Origin of the sequence: Rothia sp. HMSC076D04, from assembly GCF_001814645.1 — a bacterium.
Classification (GTDB): Bacteria; Actinomycetota; Actinomycetes; order Actinomycetales; family Micrococcaceae; genus Rothia; species Rothia mucilaginosa.
Map to the genome: position 1 here is coordinate 180275 of NZ_KV817363.1, position 18244 is coordinate 198518.

18 protein-coding genes are annotated in these 18244 nt (G+C 57.0%); 13 read left to right on the plus strand and 5 right to left on the minus strand.

The annotated features are described in order from the left end of the window. Positions 1-91 precede the first annotated feature (91 nt). From HMPREF2980_RS01620 to HMPREF2980_RS01635, 4 genes are all read left to right on the plus strand, one after another. The gene (locus HMPREF2980_RS01620; protein ID WP_049349950.1) at positions 92-658 is read left to right on the plus strand and encodes a Jag family protein; all 567 of its coding nucleotides are present in this window, start codon (positions 92-94) and stop codon (positions 656-658) included. 1 nt (position 659) lies between these two features. Further along, positions 660-1301 (plus strand): 16S rRNA (guanine(527)-N(7))-methyltransferase RsmG, encoded by a 642-nt coding sequence (gene rsmG, locus HMPREF2980_RS01625; RefSeq protein WP_012904381.1) that lies wholly within the window; start codon positions 660-662, stop codon positions 1299-1301. Positions 1302-1754: 453 nt separating this feature from the next. Next, positions 1755-2597, plus strand: a complete 843-nt coding sequence (locus HMPREF2980_RS01630) for a ParA family protein (RefSeq protein WP_049349949.1) — start codon at positions 1755-1757, stop codon at positions 2595-2597. Between the two features lie 236 nt (positions 2598-2833). Next, a complete protein-coding gene (locus HMPREF2980_RS01635) occupies positions 2834-4132 on the plus strand; it encodes a ParB/RepB/Spo0J family partition protein (protein ID WP_070633529.1) in 1299 nt (432 codons plus the stop codon). Between the two features lie 112 nt (positions 4133-4244). Here the strand turns inward: HMPREF2980_RS01635 and trxA are convergent, their stop codons facing one another. The 5 genes from trxA to HMPREF2980_RS01660 form a co-directional block, all read right to left on the minus strand. After that, on the minus strand, positions 4245-4571 hold the full coding sequence (trxA, locus tag HMPREF2980_RS01640) for a thioredoxin (protein WP_005504074.1): 327 nt from the start codon (positions 4569-4571) through the stop codon (positions 4245-4247). 53 nt (positions 4572-4624) lie between these two features. Next, entirely contained in the window at positions 4625-5659 is a 1035-nt protein-coding gene (trxB, locus tag HMPREF2980_RS01645) for a thioredoxin-disulfide reductase (protein WP_070689906.1), read from the minus strand. 246 nt (positions 5660-5905) lie between these two features. Next, the gene (locus HMPREF2980_RS01650; protein ID WP_246823636.1) at positions 5906-7096 is read right to left on the minus strand and encodes a serine/threonine protein kinase; all 1191 of its coding nucleotides are present in this window, start codon (positions 7094-7096) and stop codon (positions 5906-5908) included. Positions 7097-7292: 196 nt separating this feature from the next. After that, complete coding sequence (gene murJ / locus HMPREF2980_RS01655) at positions 7293-8957, minus strand: murein biosynthesis integral membrane protein MurJ (protein ID WP_049338564.1); 1665 nt, start codon at positions 8955-8957, stop codon at positions 7293-7295. 65 nt (positions 8958-9022) lie between these two features. After that, the gene (locus HMPREF2980_RS01660; RefSeq protein WP_005504058.1) at positions 9023-9526 is read right to left on the minus strand and encodes an NUDIX hydrolase; all 504 of its coding nucleotides are present in this window, start codon (positions 9524-9526) and stop codon (positions 9023-9025) included. Between the two features lie 126 nt (positions 9527-9652). On the opposite strand from HMPREF2980_RS01660, the gene HMPREF2980_RS01665 reads away from it, so the two are divergent. The 9 genes from HMPREF2980_RS01665 (at position 9653) to dnaB (ending at position 17894) form a co-directional block, all read left to right on the plus strand. Next, a complete protein-coding gene (locus HMPREF2980_RS01665) occupies positions 9653-11077 on the plus strand; it encodes a CCA tRNA nucleotidyltransferase (RefSeq protein ID WP_070689907.1) in 1425 nt (474 codons plus the stop codon). Positions 11078-11267: 190 nt separating this feature from the next. Continuing rightward, complete coding sequence (gene rpsF / locus HMPREF2980_RS01670; protein ID WP_070687853.1) at positions 11268-11573, plus strand: 30S ribosomal protein S6; 306 nt, start codon at positions 11268-11270, stop codon at positions 11571-11573. A gap of 95 nt (positions 11574-11668) precedes the next feature. Beyond that, positions 11669-12301, plus strand: coding sequence for a single-stranded DNA-binding protein (locus HMPREF2980_RS01675; protein ID WP_005504055.1), 633 nt, complete (start codon positions 11669-11671; stop codon positions 12299-12301). Between the two features lie 83 nt (positions 12302-12384). Next, positions 12385-12621, plus strand: coding sequence for a 30S ribosomal protein S18 (rpsR, locus tag HMPREF2980_RS01680; protein ID WP_004005948.1), 237 nt, complete (start codon positions 12385-12387; stop codon positions 12619-12621). Between the two features lie 20 nt (positions 12622-12641). Beyond that, positions 12642-13094, plus strand: a complete 453-nt coding sequence (gene rplI / locus HMPREF2980_RS01685; protein ID WP_005504050.1) for a 50S ribosomal protein L9 — start codon at positions 12642-12644, stop codon at positions 13092-13094. Positions 13095-13335: 241 nt separating this feature from the next. Continuing rightward, complete coding sequence (locus HMPREF2980_RS01690) at positions 13336-13641, plus strand: hypothetical protein (protein WP_005504046.1); 306 nt, start codon at positions 13336-13338, stop codon at positions 13639-13641. 644 nt (positions 13642-14285) lie between these two features. After that, positions 14286-15092, plus strand: coding sequence for a class I SAM-dependent methyltransferase (locus tag HMPREF2980_RS01695; RefSeq protein ID WP_005504044.1), 807 nt, complete (start codon positions 14286-14288; stop codon positions 15090-15092). A gap of 324 nt (positions 15093-15416) precedes the next feature. Then, the gene (locus HMPREF2980_RS01700) at positions 15417-16433 is read left to right on the plus strand and encodes a glycosyltransferase (protein ID WP_246823637.1); all 1017 of its coding nucleotides are present in this window, start codon (positions 15417-15419) and stop codon (positions 16431-16433) included. Positions 16434-16538: 105 nt separating this feature from the next. Beyond that, the gene (dnaB, locus tag HMPREF2980_RS01705) at positions 16539-17894 is read left to right on the plus strand and encodes a replicative DNA helicase (protein ID WP_070674133.1); all 1356 of its coding nucleotides are present in this window, start codon (positions 16539-16541) and stop codon (positions 17892-17894) included. The last annotated feature ends 350 nt before the right edge of the window (positions 17895-18244 follow it).

Below are 18244 nucleotides of genomic sequence, written 5' to 3' on the forward strand. Positions count from 1 at the left end.
CGGGTTCTCGCCACGTGTGGCGCGGGCCCGGCGCCGTGTATGAGATACTTTTTACCCCTAGGACACCCCTCCGAACACCCCGAGGATTATTGTGACTGAAGCTATGGAATATGAGGACGAGCAGCTCGTTGAGGAGCAGCTGGTAGAGGAGCCCCTTGAGGGCGAAGAAGACGATTTTGAGGACATCGACGAGGAAGGCGATATCGCCGCTGACTACCTCGAAGAACTCCTCGATATTGTCGATATGGACGGCGACATTGATATTGAGGTGCGCAATAACCGCATCTACCTGTCGGTCGTCAATGACGATGATGACAATGAGGAACTGCGCCACCTGGTTGGCCGCCACGGTGAGGTTCTGGAGGCTCTGCAGGAGCTGGTGCGCCTCTCCGTCCTGGCTGGTAACGGCACCCGTTCCCGCCTGATTCTGGACATTGCTGGCTACCGTGCTGAGCGTCGTGAGCAGCTGGAGAAGATTGCTGCTGACGCGATTGAGAAGGTGCGCACTACCGGTCGCGATGAGCACATGAAGCCGTTGAGCCCGTATGAGCGTAAGGTCGTGCACGATGTGGTGGCTGCCGCCGGCCTATACAGCGAGTCGGAGGGTGAGGGTCCGCGCCGTCACGTCGTGATTTCTCTTCCCGAGGTAGGAGCCTAGTATGGAGACTTCGATGGTTGCTCTCAATGAGAGCGAGCGTGCCGCAGCGGAGGCTGTGTTCGGTGAGCGTCTGCCTTTGGCGGAGCGCTACGTGCAGCACTTGGCGACGACCGGTATTGAGCGTGGCCTGATCGGTCCGCGTGAGGTTCCGCGCCTGTGGGCTCGCCACGTGCTGAACTGTGCCGTAGTACAGGAATACATTGCGCCGAACGCGTCGGTGGCTGATGTTGGTTCTGGCGCTGGCCTACCCGGCCTGTGCCTGGCGATTGCCCGCCCGGATTTGAAGCTGACTCTGATTGAGCCTCTGGAGCGCCGCGTGATTTGGCTGAATGAAGTTGTTGAGGATCTGGGCCTGGAGAACGTGACCGTGCTGCGCTCGCGTGCTGAGCAGGCTGTGGGTGCTGTTGAGGCTGATGTGGTGACTGCGCGTGCTGTGTCTGCTCTGGTGGGCCTGTTGGACATTACTCTGCCGATTCTGCGTGGCACCGGCGAGCTGCTGGCTCTGAAGGGTCGTAGTGCCGCGGAGGAGATTACTAAGGCGAAGAAGAAGCTGAACCGTTACGGTGCGCGTGAGACTGAGATTCTCACCGCCGGCGGTGACCTGCTGGAAGAGCCGACGACGGTGGTTCGAGTTCGCCTCTAAAAGTTTCGCCCCGAATGGGCGGTACCGCAATGAGCTAGTGAATAGGCTGGCTTACGCGGTACCGCCCATTTTTGTACGCTGGCTTGCCGGGCGCGCGGCAATTGCATCCGTAGAGTACATAGAATGACCTCTCGCGTGGAGTATTGACCTGATGCCGGGTACCCTTAAGGAAGGATTGAAACCTTAGACTCTTCTACATCAAAGCCTAATGGTTCAGTAAAGGGTACCGAGCCCTTCAGAACCATTCGGGCAGCACCAATGTTTCACGTGAAACATTGCAGACTTCATTACCTCGCGGAGTATGTTTCACGTGAAACATGCTGAGATGAGTGAATGGTGGGGGAGTGGAGGTTGAATCCTCCTCGCGCACAAATACCGCAGAGTATTGCCACACGCGAGGCATCAGACGAAGCATCACCGTAGACACACCACCCGGAATATGGAAGGCACCCGATGACTCCTCAAGCTCAGAAATCTGTTGCAGATTTGCTCCCCAAGCCTGTGCATACGCGTGTCTTCACCGTGTCGAACCAGAAGGGTGGCGTGGGTAAAACCAGCACCGCCGTGAACCTCGCAGCCGCGCTCGCGGAGGCTGGACTGAACGTCCTGGTGATCGATAATGACCCGCAGGGTAACGCCTCGACTGCACTGGGCATTGAGCACGGCGTGGATGTTCCCAGTGTCTACAACGTCCTGATTGAGGATAAGCCGCTTTCTGAAATTGTTCAGGAATGCCCCGATATGCCCGGTCTGTTCTGTGCCCCCGCCAATATCGACCTTGCGGGCGCGGAGATTGAACTGGTCTCCCTGGTGGCACGCGAGACTCGCCTCAAGAATGCCCTGATGGACTACACTGAGTGGCGAGAGAAGCAGGGAATGGAGCGGCTGGACTATGTCTTCATCGACTGCCCGCCGAGCCTCGGCCTACTGACCGTCAATGCCTTCGTTGCGGCAGAAGAGATTCTGATTCCGATCCAGTGCGAGTACTACGCTCTGGAAGGCCTGAGCCAGCTGCTGAAGAATATTCAGATGATTCAGAAGCACCTGAACTCCAAGCTGCGCATCAGCACGATCCTGCTGACCATGTACGATGCTCGTACCAACCTGGCATTCCAGGTGGCAGAGGAGGTGCGCGAGCACTTCCCGGAGGAGACTCTGAGCGTGAAGATTCCTCGCTCGGTTCGCATCTCTGAGGCTCCCAGCTATCAGCAGACCGTCATCACCTACGATTCTTCGTCGACTGGCGCTCGCGCTTACCGCGAGGCGGCACAGGAGCTCTCGCGCCGATCCGCATAATCTAAATCTTTTGAAATGAGCCCTTTTGGATTGTCTGTTGATGATTCAAAAGGGCTCATTGTGTGCGGTATTTTCTGGATGAAACCCGAGAAAACAGCCATAGTAAATTAATTATTGGGAATAATGTTGATTATGTGCCGTGCATTTTTTACTCCTGCTTTCGAGTACTTATTTCGTTTACACTAGATGAAGAAGAAAAAATGAGCGGGCTCGTCCGGGAGTCCTAAGGAGTAACGATGGCTGAAAAGCGACGCGGCTTGGGTCGTGGCCTGGGGGCACTGATCCCTCAGAGTACGAAGAATTCTGGTAATGCTGAGACGAAGGCATCCGAAAAGACTGCTGCAGCAAAGACTGCACCCAAGAAGGTGTCCACTCCGATTGAAGAGCCGATGACTGACGGCCTCTTCGAAATGGCTCACGAGGCTAAGCCGGAGAAGCAGCGTAAGAGCACTAAAGCTGAGTCTGTAGAGGCTAAGCCTGCTGAAGCTACCCCCGCTCAGGAAAAGTCTGCTCCTGCTGAGAAGGTCGAGGATAAGGTCGAAGCTCCCGTCTCCTCGCAGGATGTTTCACGTGAAACATCGAAGAAGAAGTCTCGCGTGGACATGGGTGCGGCACTGCGCAACACCACCCTGACTCGCCGCCCGGTGGACTTCTTCTTTGGTGAAGATGTCTCCACCCCGCAGTCCGCTTCCGAAGAGCAGGGTGGTTTGGTTCCGGTTCCCGGTGCCCAGTTTGCTGAGCTGAACGTTCACGATATCCATCCGAACCGCAAGCAGCCCCGAACCGACTTTGATGAGCAGGACATGGAAGAGCTCATCCACTCGGTACGCGAGATTGGTGTTCTGCAGCCGATTGTCGTGCGTCCCTCGCGCGAAAACGGTACCGAAAAGTATGAGCTGGTCATGGGTGAGCGCCGCTGGCGCGCAACTCAGGCGGCTGGCCTGAGCACCATCCCGGCGATTGTTCGTGAGACTGAAGACGGCGACCTGCTCCGTGACGCCCTGCTGGAGAACCTGCACCGCAGTCAGCTGAACCCCATTGAAGAGGCAGCGGCATACCAGCAGCTCATGGAGGAGTTCGACACTACTCAGGAGCAGTTGGCTAAGCGTATTGGTCGTTCTCGCCCCCAGATTTCGAACACGATTCGTCTGCTGAAGCTGCCGGCTCTGGTGCAGCGTCGCGTTGCGGCGGGTATTCTCTCCGCTGGTCACGCTCGTGCCCTGCTGGCTCTGACAGACCAGGCTCAGATTGAGACTCTCGCACAGAAGATTGTGAATGAGGGGCTGTCGGTTCGCGCAACTGAGGAGCTGGTGAACCACGCATCCGGCGCTGCTGAGGTGAAGGAGCGCAAGGCTCCTCAGCCTCAGAAGCACCGTGAGCGCCTGGACTATATTGCGGAGGCTTTTGCTGACAAGCTCGATACTTCGGTGAAGATTTCGCTGGGTGCTCGCAAGGGTAAGATGACCATCGAATTTGCGAATGTTGAGGATCTGAACCGTATCATCCGTGTTTTGGATTCTGATTTCTCGGGCTAAATTTTCGCGTAAAACAATATTTAGCAACTGAAATCAGTTGTATATACAAAAAACCCTCGGTGATGTTTCACGTGAAACATCACCGAGGGTTTTTCTTTAGCTTCTCGAAAGATTAGCCCAGGTGCTCGGAGAACTCAGCCAGCAGAGCGGGCTTCGTCTTAGCACCTACGGTCTTCTTGACGACCTCGCCACCCTTGAAAAGGTAGATGGCGGGAATAGAGGTAATGCCGTACTTCATGGCGGTATCGCCATTCGCCTCAACATCCACCTTGACCACGTCGACCTGACCGGCGTACTCGCCAGCGATCTCGTCAATCACGGGGCCAACCATGCGGCAGGGGCCGCACCATTCAGCCCAGAAGTCCACGATAACGGGCTTGTCGTTCTTCAGAACCAATTCGTCAAAAGTGGCATCAGTTGCCTGCTGTGCACTGCTCACGGAGTGCTCCTTTCTGACACGGGGTGGATTCCCCAGTGAGTAATACGAATAGTTTAGAGGTTTTCGAGGTAGTGCTGCGCGTCCAGAGCGGCAACAGCACCGGAACCGGCAGCAATAATTGCCTGGCGGTAGGTCGGGTCAATCACGTCACCGGCAGCGAAAACGCCGGGAACGGAAGTCTTCGAGGAACGACCCTGAACCGCGATGGTGTGGTTCTCGGTAATCTCCAGCTGGTCACGTACCAGTTCCACGCGAGGATCGGAGCCAATAGCGATGAACAGGCCCTGAACAGCCAGCTGGCGCTCAGAACCATCCTTGGTGTTGGTCAGGGTGATCGACTCGAGGTTGCTCTCGCCGTGAACGGCGGTGACAGCCGAATCCCAGACAACCTCAATCTTCGGGTTGTTGAACACGCGGGTCTGCATGATTTCCGAAGCGCGGAAAGAATCGCGGCGGTGCACCAGGTACACCTTGGATGCGAAGGTCGTCAGGAACAGTGCCTCCTCCAGTGCGGAGTCGCCGCCGCCGACCACTGCGATTTCCTTGTCCTTGAAGAAGAAGCCATCGCAGGTTGCGCACCAGGAGACGCCGTAACCGGAGAGTCGGTCTTCGCCCTCGATGTTGAGCTTACGGACCTGAGAACCGGTGGTCATGATGACGGTCTTCGCCAGGTGAACGGCGCCGTCTGCGGTGTAGACCTTCTTCACGTCGCCGGTGAGTTTGACCTTTTCTACGTCCTGGTAGCGGATGTCAGTGCCGAAACGCTCAGCCTGCTGGCCGATGTTCTCCATCAGCTCGGGGCCCTGGATGCCCTGAATGAAGCCGGGGAAGTTCTCCACCTCGGTGGTGTTCATGAGGGCGCCGCCGGGTGCCAGGGAGCTGGCGAAGAGGACGGGCTTCAGCTCGGCGCGTGCCGCGTAGATTGCTGCGGTGTAGCCGGCGGGGCCGGAGCCCACAATAATGACGTTGTGGACGGTTGCGTCAGCCTCGACCTCGGCTGCCGGTGCCGCTTCGGTGGCGGGTGCGGAGGCGAGGTTCAGATTGCCTAGGGCGGCGCCTCCGAAGAGGCCTCCCAGATTCTCAGTCATCAGATATATCTTTCCGTTGTAGGTCTTTCGTTCTGCCCCTATAACGGGGCTTTATCCTCGATTATTCCATTTTTTGGGGACCCTTATCCAGATACTCCGCGCACTGTGAATCTTTGAGTAGCTACCCTGCCATAAAGAGTCATAAATAGACATCAAAAAGGGCGGGGCATCCGAACCGTTGAGTTCAGAAGCCCCGCCCTTGTGTCTGGGGTGTGAGCGCCCTGTCGGCGTCACGTTATGGGTTGATTAGTCCACCTTGATTTCGTTGATGCGCAGACCGTAATTCCACGTTCCAATCGGCAGGGAGAGGCGGGGCAGCTCGTTGACCACGATGATCACGTAGGCACCCTTTTCTGCGCTCTGCTTGGAGGTGTCCAGGGTGACGACTGCATCCTTGCCTTCGAAGGTGCCCTTGCCGACCTCAACCGCACCGTCCAGGGATGCAGAGCTGTTGGTGTAGACGGTGAAGGAGCCGCCGGTGCCGGTGTTCTGCTGAAGGGTCAGCTTGGAGACGACGGTGGGGGTCTGCAGCTTCAGCGCCAGGCCGAATTCCTTGATGGTGCCGGCGTAGTTGGCGGTGCCGAAGCCGTAGCTGATCCATGCGGTGTTGGCGTTACCGTCGGTCAGGTTCGGGATGAGGGTGTCCATGTCGTTCATGAACGTGGGGTTCGAGGGCGCGAAGCGAGCCACGGACGCGATCTTCGCCGGTGCGTTCGATGCCTTAGCGGTCGGTGATGCCGATGCGCTGGCGTTTGCCGCAGCCGATTCGGAGGCGGAGATAGAGGACTTGGGGGTGTGCGGTGCGGCTGCCTGGTTGGAGCCGATTGCACCCAGGGAGGTGAGGATACCGCCTGCGACGATGACGAGCAGCAGGACTGCTGCCAGGGCGACTGCCCAGGTGCCGCGGCTGCCGTCTTCTTCGTCTTCGTCATCTTCGTAGATGCTGGTGGGTTCGGAGTATGCGGTCACGGCCGCGCCGTCGGATGCGTTCCAGTTCTTGGCGGCGGTGATGCTCTCCTGGTTGGTGCTGGAAGCAGAGACCTTCTCGTAGGTGTTGGGGGAGCTGCTGCTTTCGGAGTCGCCGAAGATTTCGGTGCCCAGTGCGTCTTCTGCGTTGGAGAGTGCGTGGTTTTCGACCAGCAGGGTGTCCAGCAGGGTGTCGGGGCGGGTGTGGGAGGTGACGAGGTAGCGGCTACCTTCGGGGGTGATGCCCAGGTCGAGGATCTGGATGTTGCCGCGTGCGTTGGTTGCGAGCGCGCGGGAGTTTGCTTCCAGCAGTGCGCTGCGGCTGGGCGATGCGACGACGACCGAGACCTTACGGTTGAGAATCTGGTCGGTGCCTTCAAGCACCATGTCGGATTCTGCCGTAATGATGATGTGTGCGGTGATTTCGTAGCGGCCTCCGAGGACCGATCCGACCGGAATCTGTTGCGACAACGTGTTCTCCCGAGGTGGTTTCATAGTGCCTGCCGTGTGGCGGGCCCTGACTATTAGATTCTACCCGGCATTGAAGGATGCTGGGGCTGAGTGATAGTTTGTGGCGTCCGGGTGGTTGCCTGTGTCCTCTGCGGGCCCCGGCGTGGGGTGAGGTGGGTGCACGGGCAGCTACCCGGGTTGGGCGTTGTGTGCTGCTTTAGCGGCGGGCAAAACGCTCAAGTTTGGAGGTGAGGGGCGCCAGTAGTGCGTTGGCTTCCTTGACGCGGAAGATTTGTATACCGGCGAGGTATGCCAGGCCCATGACGGTGCCGCATACGGCGAGGGTGATGATTGCGGTGAGCTTGGACGCCCAGGCGAATCCGTCGAGCTGGTAGCCGCCGAGCAGCCAGAGTGCAATGGCTGCGATGCCGCCGGCGAAGAGGGATGCGAGGGTGGTGCGTGCGTAGGCGCTGACGATGCCGCGCTGGCCGTAGTAGCCGAGGCGGCGGCGGACCATGTGGTGGCTGATGAACATGATCAGGATGTTGTGCACCGGGTAGATGAAGGCGAGCATGTACACGGTGTACTGTGCGTCGAGCAGGGATGCTGCGAAGCTCATGATGACCATGATGATGGCGGAGTACACCTGGATGCGGAAGGGGGTGCGTGCGTCTTCGCGGGCGTAGAGCACGCGGCTGTAGAGGTAGTTGATGGTGAGGGTGGGGGTGCCGAGCGCGGTGATGACGATGAGCTTGGCGATGATGGTTGCTGCGATGGGGTCGCCGCCGCTGAAGAGCACGGCGACGGGGCCTGCGAGTACCATGAGTGCGACCATGCAGAAGACGGTGGCTACGGCTGCGTTGCGCAGGCCGTGGGAGAGCGCGTAGATGACGCTGTCGCTGTCGTCGGCGATGGCGGAGGCGCTCATACGGTTGAAGAGCACGGTGGCGATGGAGATGCCGATAACGCCGTGCGGGAGCATGTACAGCATGGAGGCGTAGTTGAGTGCCTGCAGGCCGGGGATTTGGATGCCGAGGGCGGCGTAGTGCTCGCGCTGGCCGACGATGCCTGCGGCGACCTTGGTCATGTAGAGGAACGCGAGGTTGGAGATGATGCCGGAGGCGAGGGTCCAGGCGGCGAGCTTGGAGGCTGCGCGCAGGCCGATGCCTCGCCATGCGAAGTCGGGCTTGAGGCGCAGGCCGAGCTTGCGTAGGGGGATGAACAGGACGAGTGCCTGCATGATGACGCCGAAGGTGGAGGAGCCAGCGAGCACGAGGGTCTGTGCGTTGGTCCAGTTGTCTACGGTGTGAATCGGGTTGGGGTTGGGGGTTTGTGCGCCGAAGAGGAAGATGAACAGGATCAGCGACAGGATGGTGATGACGTTGTTGAGTACGGGCGACCACATGTAGGCGCCGAATGCGTCTTTGGCGTTGAGGACCTGTCCGATGACGGTGTAGAGGCCGTAGAAGAAGATTTGGGGTAGGCACCAGAGGGAGAAGATGAAGCCGAGCTGTCGTTGTTCGGGGCTCCATCCTGAGCCCATGATGCTGATGATGGGCCAGGCGCAGGCGACGGTGATGAGGGTGATGAGGCCGATTGCGGTGACGGTGAGGGTGACGAGTTTGGAGATGTATCGTGCGCCGCCGTCTTGTGCTTTGGCTGCCTTGATGATTTGCGGCACGAGGACTGCGTTGAACACGCCGCCTGCTACGAGGACGTAGATGAGGTTGGGTAGGGTGTTGGCGGTTTCGAAGACGTCGCCGACGGTTGAGAGTGAGCCGATGGCTACGGTGAGCAGGATGGTCTTGACGAATCCGAGGATGCGCGAGACAAGGGTGCCTGCTGCCATGATTGCGCTTGAGCGGGCGTCGTTACGTGCCACGTATGTCTCTCCTGTGTGGGCGGGTGATTGCTTCTTTTAGTTTTTGGGGCTCTTACAGCGGGTGTTTAGAGCTGGGTGGTGATGTATTCGCGCGCACTGCGGGCTATGTGTTGTTCGTTGGCGAATGAGAGGCGGGTGGGGAGCTCTTCGAGGGGGACCCATGCGACGTCGATTGCTTCGTGGTCGGGGTCGTTGTCGATGCTGAGTTCGCCGCCGGTTGCTGCGAAGAGGTAGTGGTGCACGGTTTTGTGGATGCGCGTGCCGTTGGAGGTGAACCAGTAGGCGATGGTGCCGAGGGAGGCTACGGGGTAGCCGGTGATTCCGGTTTCTTCGCTGATTTCGCGTTGTGCGGCTTCGACGGTGGTTTCGCCGTGTTCGATGTGGCCTTTGGGTAGGCACCATTCGCGTTGTCCGTTGCGGTTGATGCGGGCGATGATGGCTACGGGTAGCTGTTCGGGTCGGTCGAAGTCGATGATGAGCCCGCCTGCGGAGACTTCTTCGGGGGCGGGTACCGCTCGCGCGGGCGCGGTGAAGCGCGTTTTGGGGGCGCGGGGTACGGGAATGCTCATGGTTCTACCTTAACCGATAGGCTGAGGTTTTGGTGCTTCGGTTTGGGGTGAGATAGCTGTCTTTGGTGGGGTGTTGTGGGTGTGGGGTGGGCGCGTGGGTGGTTTTTCTGGCACGATTAAAGGATTATGTCGCTGATTATTGATGTTGTGTCGAAGTACCCGGATGCCGCCGAGCTGGGAGAACTGTACCGTGCGGCGGGTTTTGAGCTGTACTTGGTGGGCGGTATTGTCCGCGACAATCTGCTGGATGATGGCGGCCATTTCACTGATTTTGATTTGACGACGGATGCTACTCCGGAGCAGAGCGAGCAGATTCTGCGTGGGTGGGGTGAGCATACGTGGGATATCGGCAAGGAGTACGGCACGATTAGTGCGCGTAAGAATGGCGTGGTGTATGAGGTGACCACGTACCGTGCTGAGGTGTATGTTTCGGATTCGCGTAAGCCGACGGTTGAGTTCGGCACGGATTTGAGCGCCGATTTGGTGCGTCGTGATTTCACGATTAATGCGATGGCGGCGGCTTTGCCGAGCGGTGAGGTTGTTGATCTGTTTGGTGGCGTTGAGGATTTGCGTGCGGGTGTTTTGCGTACTCCGCGCTCGCCGGAGGAGTCTTTTTCTGAGGATCCGCTGCGTATGATGCGTGCGGCTCGTTTTGCTGCGCGTTTTAATCTTGAGGTTGCCCCGGAGGTTTTCGAGGCGATGCGTGAGATGGCTGGCCGTATTGAGATTATTTCGGCTGAGCGTGTGCGTGATGAGCTGGTGAAGCTGATTGAGGCGGATTATCCGCGGGTGGGTTTGAACCTGCTGGTGGATACGGGTCTGGCGGATTATGTGTTGCCGGAGCTTCCTGCGTTGCGTATGGAGATGGATCCTGCGCATCACCATAAGGATGTGTATGCGCATTCGTTGAAGGTGATGGAGCAGGCGATGGAGAAGGAGACGGACGAGGACGGCCCGTGCCCGGCTCCTGATTTTATTCTGCGTTTTGCGGCGTTGATGCACGATATTGGTAAGCCGAAGACTCGTAAGTTTGAGAAGGACGGCTCTGTCTCGTTCCTGCACCATGAGGTGGTGGGTGCGAAGATGGTGAAGAAGCGTATGCGTGCGCTGCGTTTTGATAATGACACGATTAAGGCTGTGGCTCGTCTGGTGGAGCTGCATATGCGGTTCTATGGTTACCGTGAGTCGGGTTGGACTGATTCTGCGGTGCGCCGTTATGTGCGTGATGCGGGCGATCAGTTGGAGCGTCTGCATCGTGTGTCGCGTTCTGATGTGACGACTCGTAATCGTCGCTTGTCGCGTTCGCTGGCTGAGGCGTATGACGATTTGGAGCGTCGTATTGCTGAGTTGGCTGCTCAGGAGGAGCTGGATTCGATCCGTCCGGATCTGGATGGCGGTCAGATTATGCAGATTCTTGGTATTGCGCCGGGCCCGGTGGTGGGTGAGGCCTATAAGTTCTTGTTGAATTTGCGTCTGGATGAGGGTTCGCTTCCTGAGGAGGAGGCGAAGGCTCGTCTTCTGCAGTGGTGGGAGCAGCGTCGGGAGGCGTAGCTTCTGCGGTTTTTGGTACCGCATTGCATGGTTGAGGTCACGCGGTGCGGTACTGTTCTATCTGCTTTTTCTCGTGTATTGTTAAGAAATCTATGCGTGTTCCCCGCCCGGTGTGTTTCACGTGTAGGGCACAATGAATCTCCTGCTATGGAAATCCCATAGCCGTTTAGCCCAAAGGAGGGGTTTAATCATGCGTGCATATGAACTGATGGTTATCCTCAGCCCCGAGGTTGAGGACCGTGCGGTTGAGCCGTCGCTGTCCAAGTTCCTCGAGATCGTGACCAACGAGGGTGGTTCCATCGACAACGTCGATATCTGGGGCCGTCGTCGCCTGGCATACGAGATCCAGAAGAAGTCTGAGGGTATCTACGCAGTGGTGAACTTCACCTCTACCCCCGAGACCGCAGCTGAGCTCGATCGTGTTCTGAACCTGAACGAGTCCGTCATGCGTACCAAGATCATCCGCCCGGAGGATCAGAAGATCTCCAGCAAGTAGTTGTTTCTTGCCGGTCGGCTGACCCCCTAAAAATGTCAGGGGGTTGCGCTGTACTGGATTCAACATACTTGTAACTCTTATCGAGGAGGCATCAAATGGCAGGCGATACCGTTATTACCGTTATTGGTAATCTGACTGGCGATCCGGAGCTTCGTTACACCCCCGCGGGTGCGGCGGTTGCTAATTTCACGATCGCATCGACTCCGCGTACTTTTAACCGCCAGACGAATCAGTGGGAGGATGGGGAGACCCTGTTCCTGCGTGCGTCGGTGTGGCGTGGTTACGCTGAGAATGTTGCAGAGACTCTGAAGAAGGGTACTCAGGTTATCGCGCAGGGCCGTCTGAAGTCTCGCTCGTACGAGACCAAGGAAGGCGAGCGTCGTACTTCGTTTGAGCTTGAGGTCGAGGAGATCGGCCCGACTCTGCGTTTTGCTACTGCTCAGGTGACTCGCGCACAGCGTTCTGCCGGAGGTAATAACTTCGGTGGCGGTGCACAGGGTGGCTTTGGTGGTGGCGCTGGGTACAACGCTGCTGCTCAGGGCGGTTTCTCCGCTCCTCAGCAGAACAATTTTGCTGCTGCTCAGGGTAATGGTTACTCTGGCCAGTCTGGCTACTCCGCTCCGGCTGCTCCGGCGGCCCCCGCAGCTCCTGCTGCTGATCCGTGGAGTTCTCAGTCTGGTGGTAACTATGACTGGGGTAGCGGCGCCGACGACGAACCTCCGTTCTAAGCCGGTTTCGTTTTCCGAATAGTAATTTATCAATCCATCCCGCGGTTATCCGCCGCGGGCTCCCAACTCTAAGGAGCACCACGATGGCTAAGGCTGAAATCCGTAAGCCCAAACCCAAGCAGAACCCCCTCAAGGCTGCTGACGTCACCGTTATCGACTACAAGGACGTCGCACTTCTGCGCAAGTTCATCTCCGACCGCGGCAAGATCCGCGCTCGCCGCGTGACTGGCGTGACCGTTCAGGAGCAGCGCAAGATCGCTCAGGCTATTAAGAACGCCCGCGAAGTTGCACTGCTGCCCTACTCCGGCGCTGGCCGCTAAAGAGAAGGAGAGACAGTAACATGGCTAAGATCATTCTGACTCAGGAAGTTTCCGGCCTCGGTGCAGCTGGCGATGTTGTCACCGTTAAGGACGGTTACGCACGTAACTACCTGCTGCCCCGCGGCTTCGCCGTGACCTGGACCCAGGGTGGCGAGAAGCAGGTTGAGTCCATCCGCGCCGCTCGTGCGGCTCGTGCTAAGGCTTCTCTGGAAGAGGCTCAGGCAATTGCTGCGTCCCTGGCTGCTAAGCCGGTTGTCGTTGCACACAAGGCTGGCGCTGACGGCCGCCTGTTCGGTACCGTCAAGGCTGAGGCTATTGCTGAGGCTATTGAGGCTGCTGGCATTGGCTCCGTTGACAAGCGCACCATCCACCTGGGTTCCGCTATCAAGCGCACCGGTGAGTACAAGGTGACTGTCCGCCTGCACGCTGACGTTGTCGCTAACGTTGTCCTGGACGTCGTTGCTGCTGCGTAAGTAGATTTTTAGATATTTGACGCTGGTGCTTTGATGCTGCGGCGTTGAGTGTCGGACGGGGTGTCCCTCTTCGTGAGGGGCACCCCGTTTGTTGTACCCATAGCTGTGCCCGCTCCGGTGCATGTTTCACGTGAAACATTGTTTTTGAGAGGTTGAGAATAGGGGTAGGGTAGTAGAAGGATTGGTGGCTAGAGCGGTTGCGGCTGCGAAGTACGCCAATTGACCCCGTAGACTGGTAGACATGGCTCGATCTTTTTCACGTTTGTCTTCTAGCGCGCAGCTTCTGTCCACGGGTGTGGTGTTGGAGTGCATCAATTTGCTGCTGTGCGCTCTAGCGGTTATCCCATTTGCGGACGCGAATGTCGCTACTGCTCTTCTGCTTCTTTTGCTGGTGGTTGGCGGCCTTGCGTCCAGTGTTGCGCTGGTGTGCGCGCTGGTGGGTCTGGTGAAGTTCCGTCAGTACCGCGTGGCTAATATTTGCTTGGCGGTTATTTCTGTAGCGGTTAACCCGTTGGTGCTGCTGGGTCTGTATATGGCGGCTTATTAGCCCGGTTTAGAGTCCGCAAACTGCACAATATCAAAGCTCTCAGGGTTCTGTTGGTTTTCTCCCAGCTTGTTTCCAGCGAAATTCAATCCTCCCATAAGGTTGGGGGTGTTTACTATAAGTGTTGGTTCGAGAGGACTGCGATGTGAATGTGTGTGTTTCGTGTAGCGGGGTCGCCCGCTAACGAAAGAAGGATGGCAAGGCAAAAGCGCCTTGCCTTTCTTCTTTTAACGCGACGTGTAGTTTCCGCGTGAAATCCGGGGCACTGCACCCCGATGTTGAAGAAAAATCTATTCCCAGCTTTCTTACAGCTTTAACCTACAGGGAATAAAGGTTTACGCGTAATACTTTATATAGATGGTTCGAGAGGACCATCAGAAAGTTGGACTTTCCTTGCGGAAGTGGCTCTGATTTTCGTATGTATGTGTGTGTGATGAGACTGGGGTTGGATCGAGAGGTTCAGCTCCAGTTTCTGTTTAATCTCTAGGGTGTGCGGTAAGGGTGGCTGTAGTGGTGTTGCGGCATGCTGTAATAAAGGGCAACCATACTTCTATATAACGTCATATTTCCTTTCTTGGGGTGGCGGGTCTAGAATTGGGAAAGATAAATTTTGCATATTAAATACAAGTATTGAGGAGTTGTCTTCCGTGTCTAAGACCCCTTCCGTTCCCGGTACCGACCGCCCCGCTGAAAAGGCTGCCGGTCACTGGCTTCTGGCTCAGCTGGGCAAAAAGGTTTTGCGCCCCGGCGGCCGCGAGACCACCAACTGGCTGCTGGCTCGTGCCCTGGGTGGCGACATTGACGTCGTGGAGTTTGCGCCGGGCCTGGGTATTACCGCCCTGGAGATTGTGAAGCGTTCCCCCAAGAGCTACACCGGTGTGGATCTTGACCCGAAGGCTGCTGAAATCGTGACCGAGCGTATTGGCGCATCGACTAAGCCGAACTACCGTGTGGTGAACGCTAGCGCTCAGGAGACCGGTCTGCCCTCGGAAAGCTACGACGCTGTGGTGGGCGAGGCGATGCTGACCATGCAGACCGATAAGCACAAGCTGGAGATTATGCGTGAGGCGGCTCGTCTGCTGCGTCCGGGCGGCTACTACGCTATTCACGAGATGTCGCTGGTTCCCGATTATCTGCGCCCCGAGCTGAAGGAAGAGATTCAGAAGGATTTGGCGCGCACTATCCGTGTGAACGCCCGCCCGCTGACTGTCGCCGAGTGGACTGCTCTGGCGGAAGAGGCTGGCTTTGAGGTGCTGGATGTGTACCAGACCGATATGGCGCTGCTGGAGCCGAAGCGTCTGCTGGCTGATGAGGGTGCCGCTGGCGTTGCGAAGATTGCGTTCAATCTGGCGCGTAAGCCGCAGATTCGTGAGCGTGTGCTGGGTATGCGCGGTGTGTTCCGCCGCCACGCGGACCACATTGGCGCTATCGGTCTGATTCTGCGTAAGAAGTAAGACAGAGTCACACCGCAAAGCTTATACAGCGAAACAGAGCCCCAGTATTCCTCTCTATCCGAGGGAATACTGGGGCTCCGTTTTACACTAGTGAGGTTATGAGCCGCAGAACCGGCTCAGTCACGTGTGCGCCTGCCGGAGTTTGTTATGAGCCGTATTCTTTTCTCTCCCGAAAGCTTCAATATGGGTGAAACCACGCGCTGCATTGAGATAGCGCGTGTGGCTCGGGAGCGAGGTCATACGGTCTTGTTCCACGTGTACTCCCCTAAGTATTTGGGGCTGCTGGAAAGCGCCAGGCTTCCTGTGCATCTTCGCGAGCCAATCATGAGCGATGCTGAGGCGGAGCAGATTATGGCGCTGGATCAGGGCAGGGGAGTGCGGCATCCTTTCACGACCGATATGGTGCGTCGGCGGGTCACCGCTGAACTTGCGGCTATTCGTGACTTTAGTGCGGATGCTGTGGTGATTGGTTCTAATCTGACGATGCTGCTGTCTGCGCGTATTGCGGGTATCCCTATTTTCTATGCGCGCCCGTACGCTTACTCGTCGATGTATTTTTCGAAGAAGCCTGTAGGTGGCGAGCTTGCGGCACCGGGGTGGTTGCGTGCGGTGGCGCGGGTGTTGTCGTATAAGCCGGCTTCTTTTACTCGTGTGGCACGTGAGCATGGGCTGAGGCTTCCTCGCCGTACTGTGGATATGCTCAGCGCCGATGTGAACCTTATCTGTTCTCTGTTTACGCAGCTGCGCGGCGATTCTTTGGTAGAACCCGATGTTAGTGTGGGTCCTATTTATTACCGTGCGCCCGGTGAATTGCCGCAGATTGTTCGCGAGCCCAGAGAACGACCACTGATTTATGTGGGAATGGGCTCATCTGGCTCTGCAGATATTTTGGCGAAGGTGCTGCGGCAGCTGTCAGCCGCTCCTGTGGATGTGCTGGTTGGTGGCGGGGTGCAGCTCTTGGACACCCACCTGCTGGGCAGCAATATCCATTTCGCCGGGACTGTTCCGGCGCATCTGCTCGCCGACCATATTGATGCCTCGATAACCCACGGCGGTGAGGGGACGGTACAGACGGCGTGCCTGGCGGGTGTGCCGTTTGCCGGTATTGCGATGCAGGCTGAGCAGAGTTGGAATATTGAGGAGTGCGTGCGCTACGGTAACGCCCTGCGCTTTACGAAGAATGATGTGCGCCGCGGCAATGTGCGCGATATTCTGGACCGTCTGCTCAGCGATGAGGGTCTGCGCGCTAGGGCGCGGCAGCTGGGTGAGGCAATGCGCACTATGGATGGTGCGGCGCTCGCTGTTGAGAAGATTGAGGATTATCTGCGCACTCCCCGTTAGGCGTGTATGTGTTTCGTGTGTGCCTTCGTGAGAAACTAGCATAGGAGTTCTGCAGAAATTGTTTCTGGAACGTCGTAGATATCGGATTGAAACGCGAGGATAAGCATGTCTGAAACTGCCATTGATTATGGTTCCCGCACTATGCCTCATGATGATGTGGCTGAGCAGTCGGTGCTCGGTGGCATGCTGCTGTCGAAGGACGCTATTGCCGATGTGGTTGAGAGCCTGCGTGCGTCTGATTTCTATAAGCCGGCGCACGAGACGATTTATGAGGCGATTCTTTCTCTTTACGGTCACGGTAGCCCTGCGGATGCGATTACGGTTGCTGATGAGCTGAAGAAGCGCGGCGAGCTGACTCGTGTGGGTGGCGCGTCCTATATTCATACGCTGATTGCGTCGGTTCCGACTGCTGCTAACGCTCAATATTACGCTGAGATTGTTAAGGAACACGCGATTATGCGCCGCCTGATTGAGGCGGGTACGAAGATTGCTCAGCTGGGTTACGCCAATGAGACTGAGGTCGATACTTTGGTCGATCAGGCGCAGGCTGAGATTTATGCGGTGACTGATGGTAACGCGAAGGAAGATTATGTGTCTTTCTCTGAGGCGTTGGAGGAGACCATCAATGAGATTGATGCGAACTCGAACCGCCCCGATGGCGTGTACGGTGTGCCGACTGACTTTATTGAGTTTGATGAGCTGACCGGTGGTCTGCACGGTGGCCAGATGATTGTTATTGCGGCTCGTCCGGGTGTGGGTAAGTCGACTTTGGCTCTTGATATTGCTCGTTCTGCGTCTATTCATCATCAGATGACGACTGTGTTTTTCTCGCTGGAGATGAGTCGTACTGAGTTGGCGATGCGTATTCTCTCTGCGGAGGGCAAGATTTCGATGGGTCGTCTGAAGAAGGGCGACCTGGATACTGAGGGTTGGACGAACTTGGCGACTCTGCAGGGTCGTATTGATTCTGCGCCTCTCTTTATTGATGATTCGCCGAATATGACTCTGATGGAGATTCGCGCGAAGTGCCGTCGCCTCAAGCAGCGTAATGATTTGAAGCTTGTGGTGCTGGACTACCTGCAGCTGATGAGTTCGGGTAAGAAGGTTGAGTCGCGTCAGCAGGAGGTTTCGGAGTTTTCTCGTAGCCTGAAGCTGTTGGCTAAGGAGCTGGATGTTCCGGTGATTGCGCTGTCTCAGCTGAACCGTGGTTCGGAGCAGCGTACTGATAAGCGTCCGATGGTTTCGGATCTGCGTGAGTCGGGTTCTATTGAGCAGGATGCGGATATGGTGATTCTGCTGCATCGTGAGGATATGTATAACCCGGATAGTGAACGCGTGGGTGAGGCGGACATGATTATTGCTAAGCACCGTGGTGGTCCGACTCGTACTATCCCGTTGGCGTTTAGCGGTAAGTATTCGCGCTTCAACAATATGGCGAATGAGGCGCCTCCCCAGTACTAATCAGCTCAGCACTCTGTAGCTGCACCCCTCTTCTTCTATTCATTACAGGATGGAAGGGGAGGGGCTTTTTCGCATCTATAGGTATGGGTACCCAAATGCAGAGTTAGGAATCGTGCAGGGTTAGGAATCAAGCGCAGGGTATGGGAATAGGGGCTGCGGAGGGGGTTCTAGAGGGCATTCTGTGAGGGTTTGAGTGGTTTCTTCTGCGTTTATAAGGTTTTTTGGAAGTTTTTTAAAGATTTTTCAGCACCCATAAAACGCACTGACTAGGTAGTTTGGTGTTTGTGAGGGTGTTTGGGACCCTTTCAAGGCCCTGTTTGTGGTCTACTTCACCCATTTTCGGGTTGCAG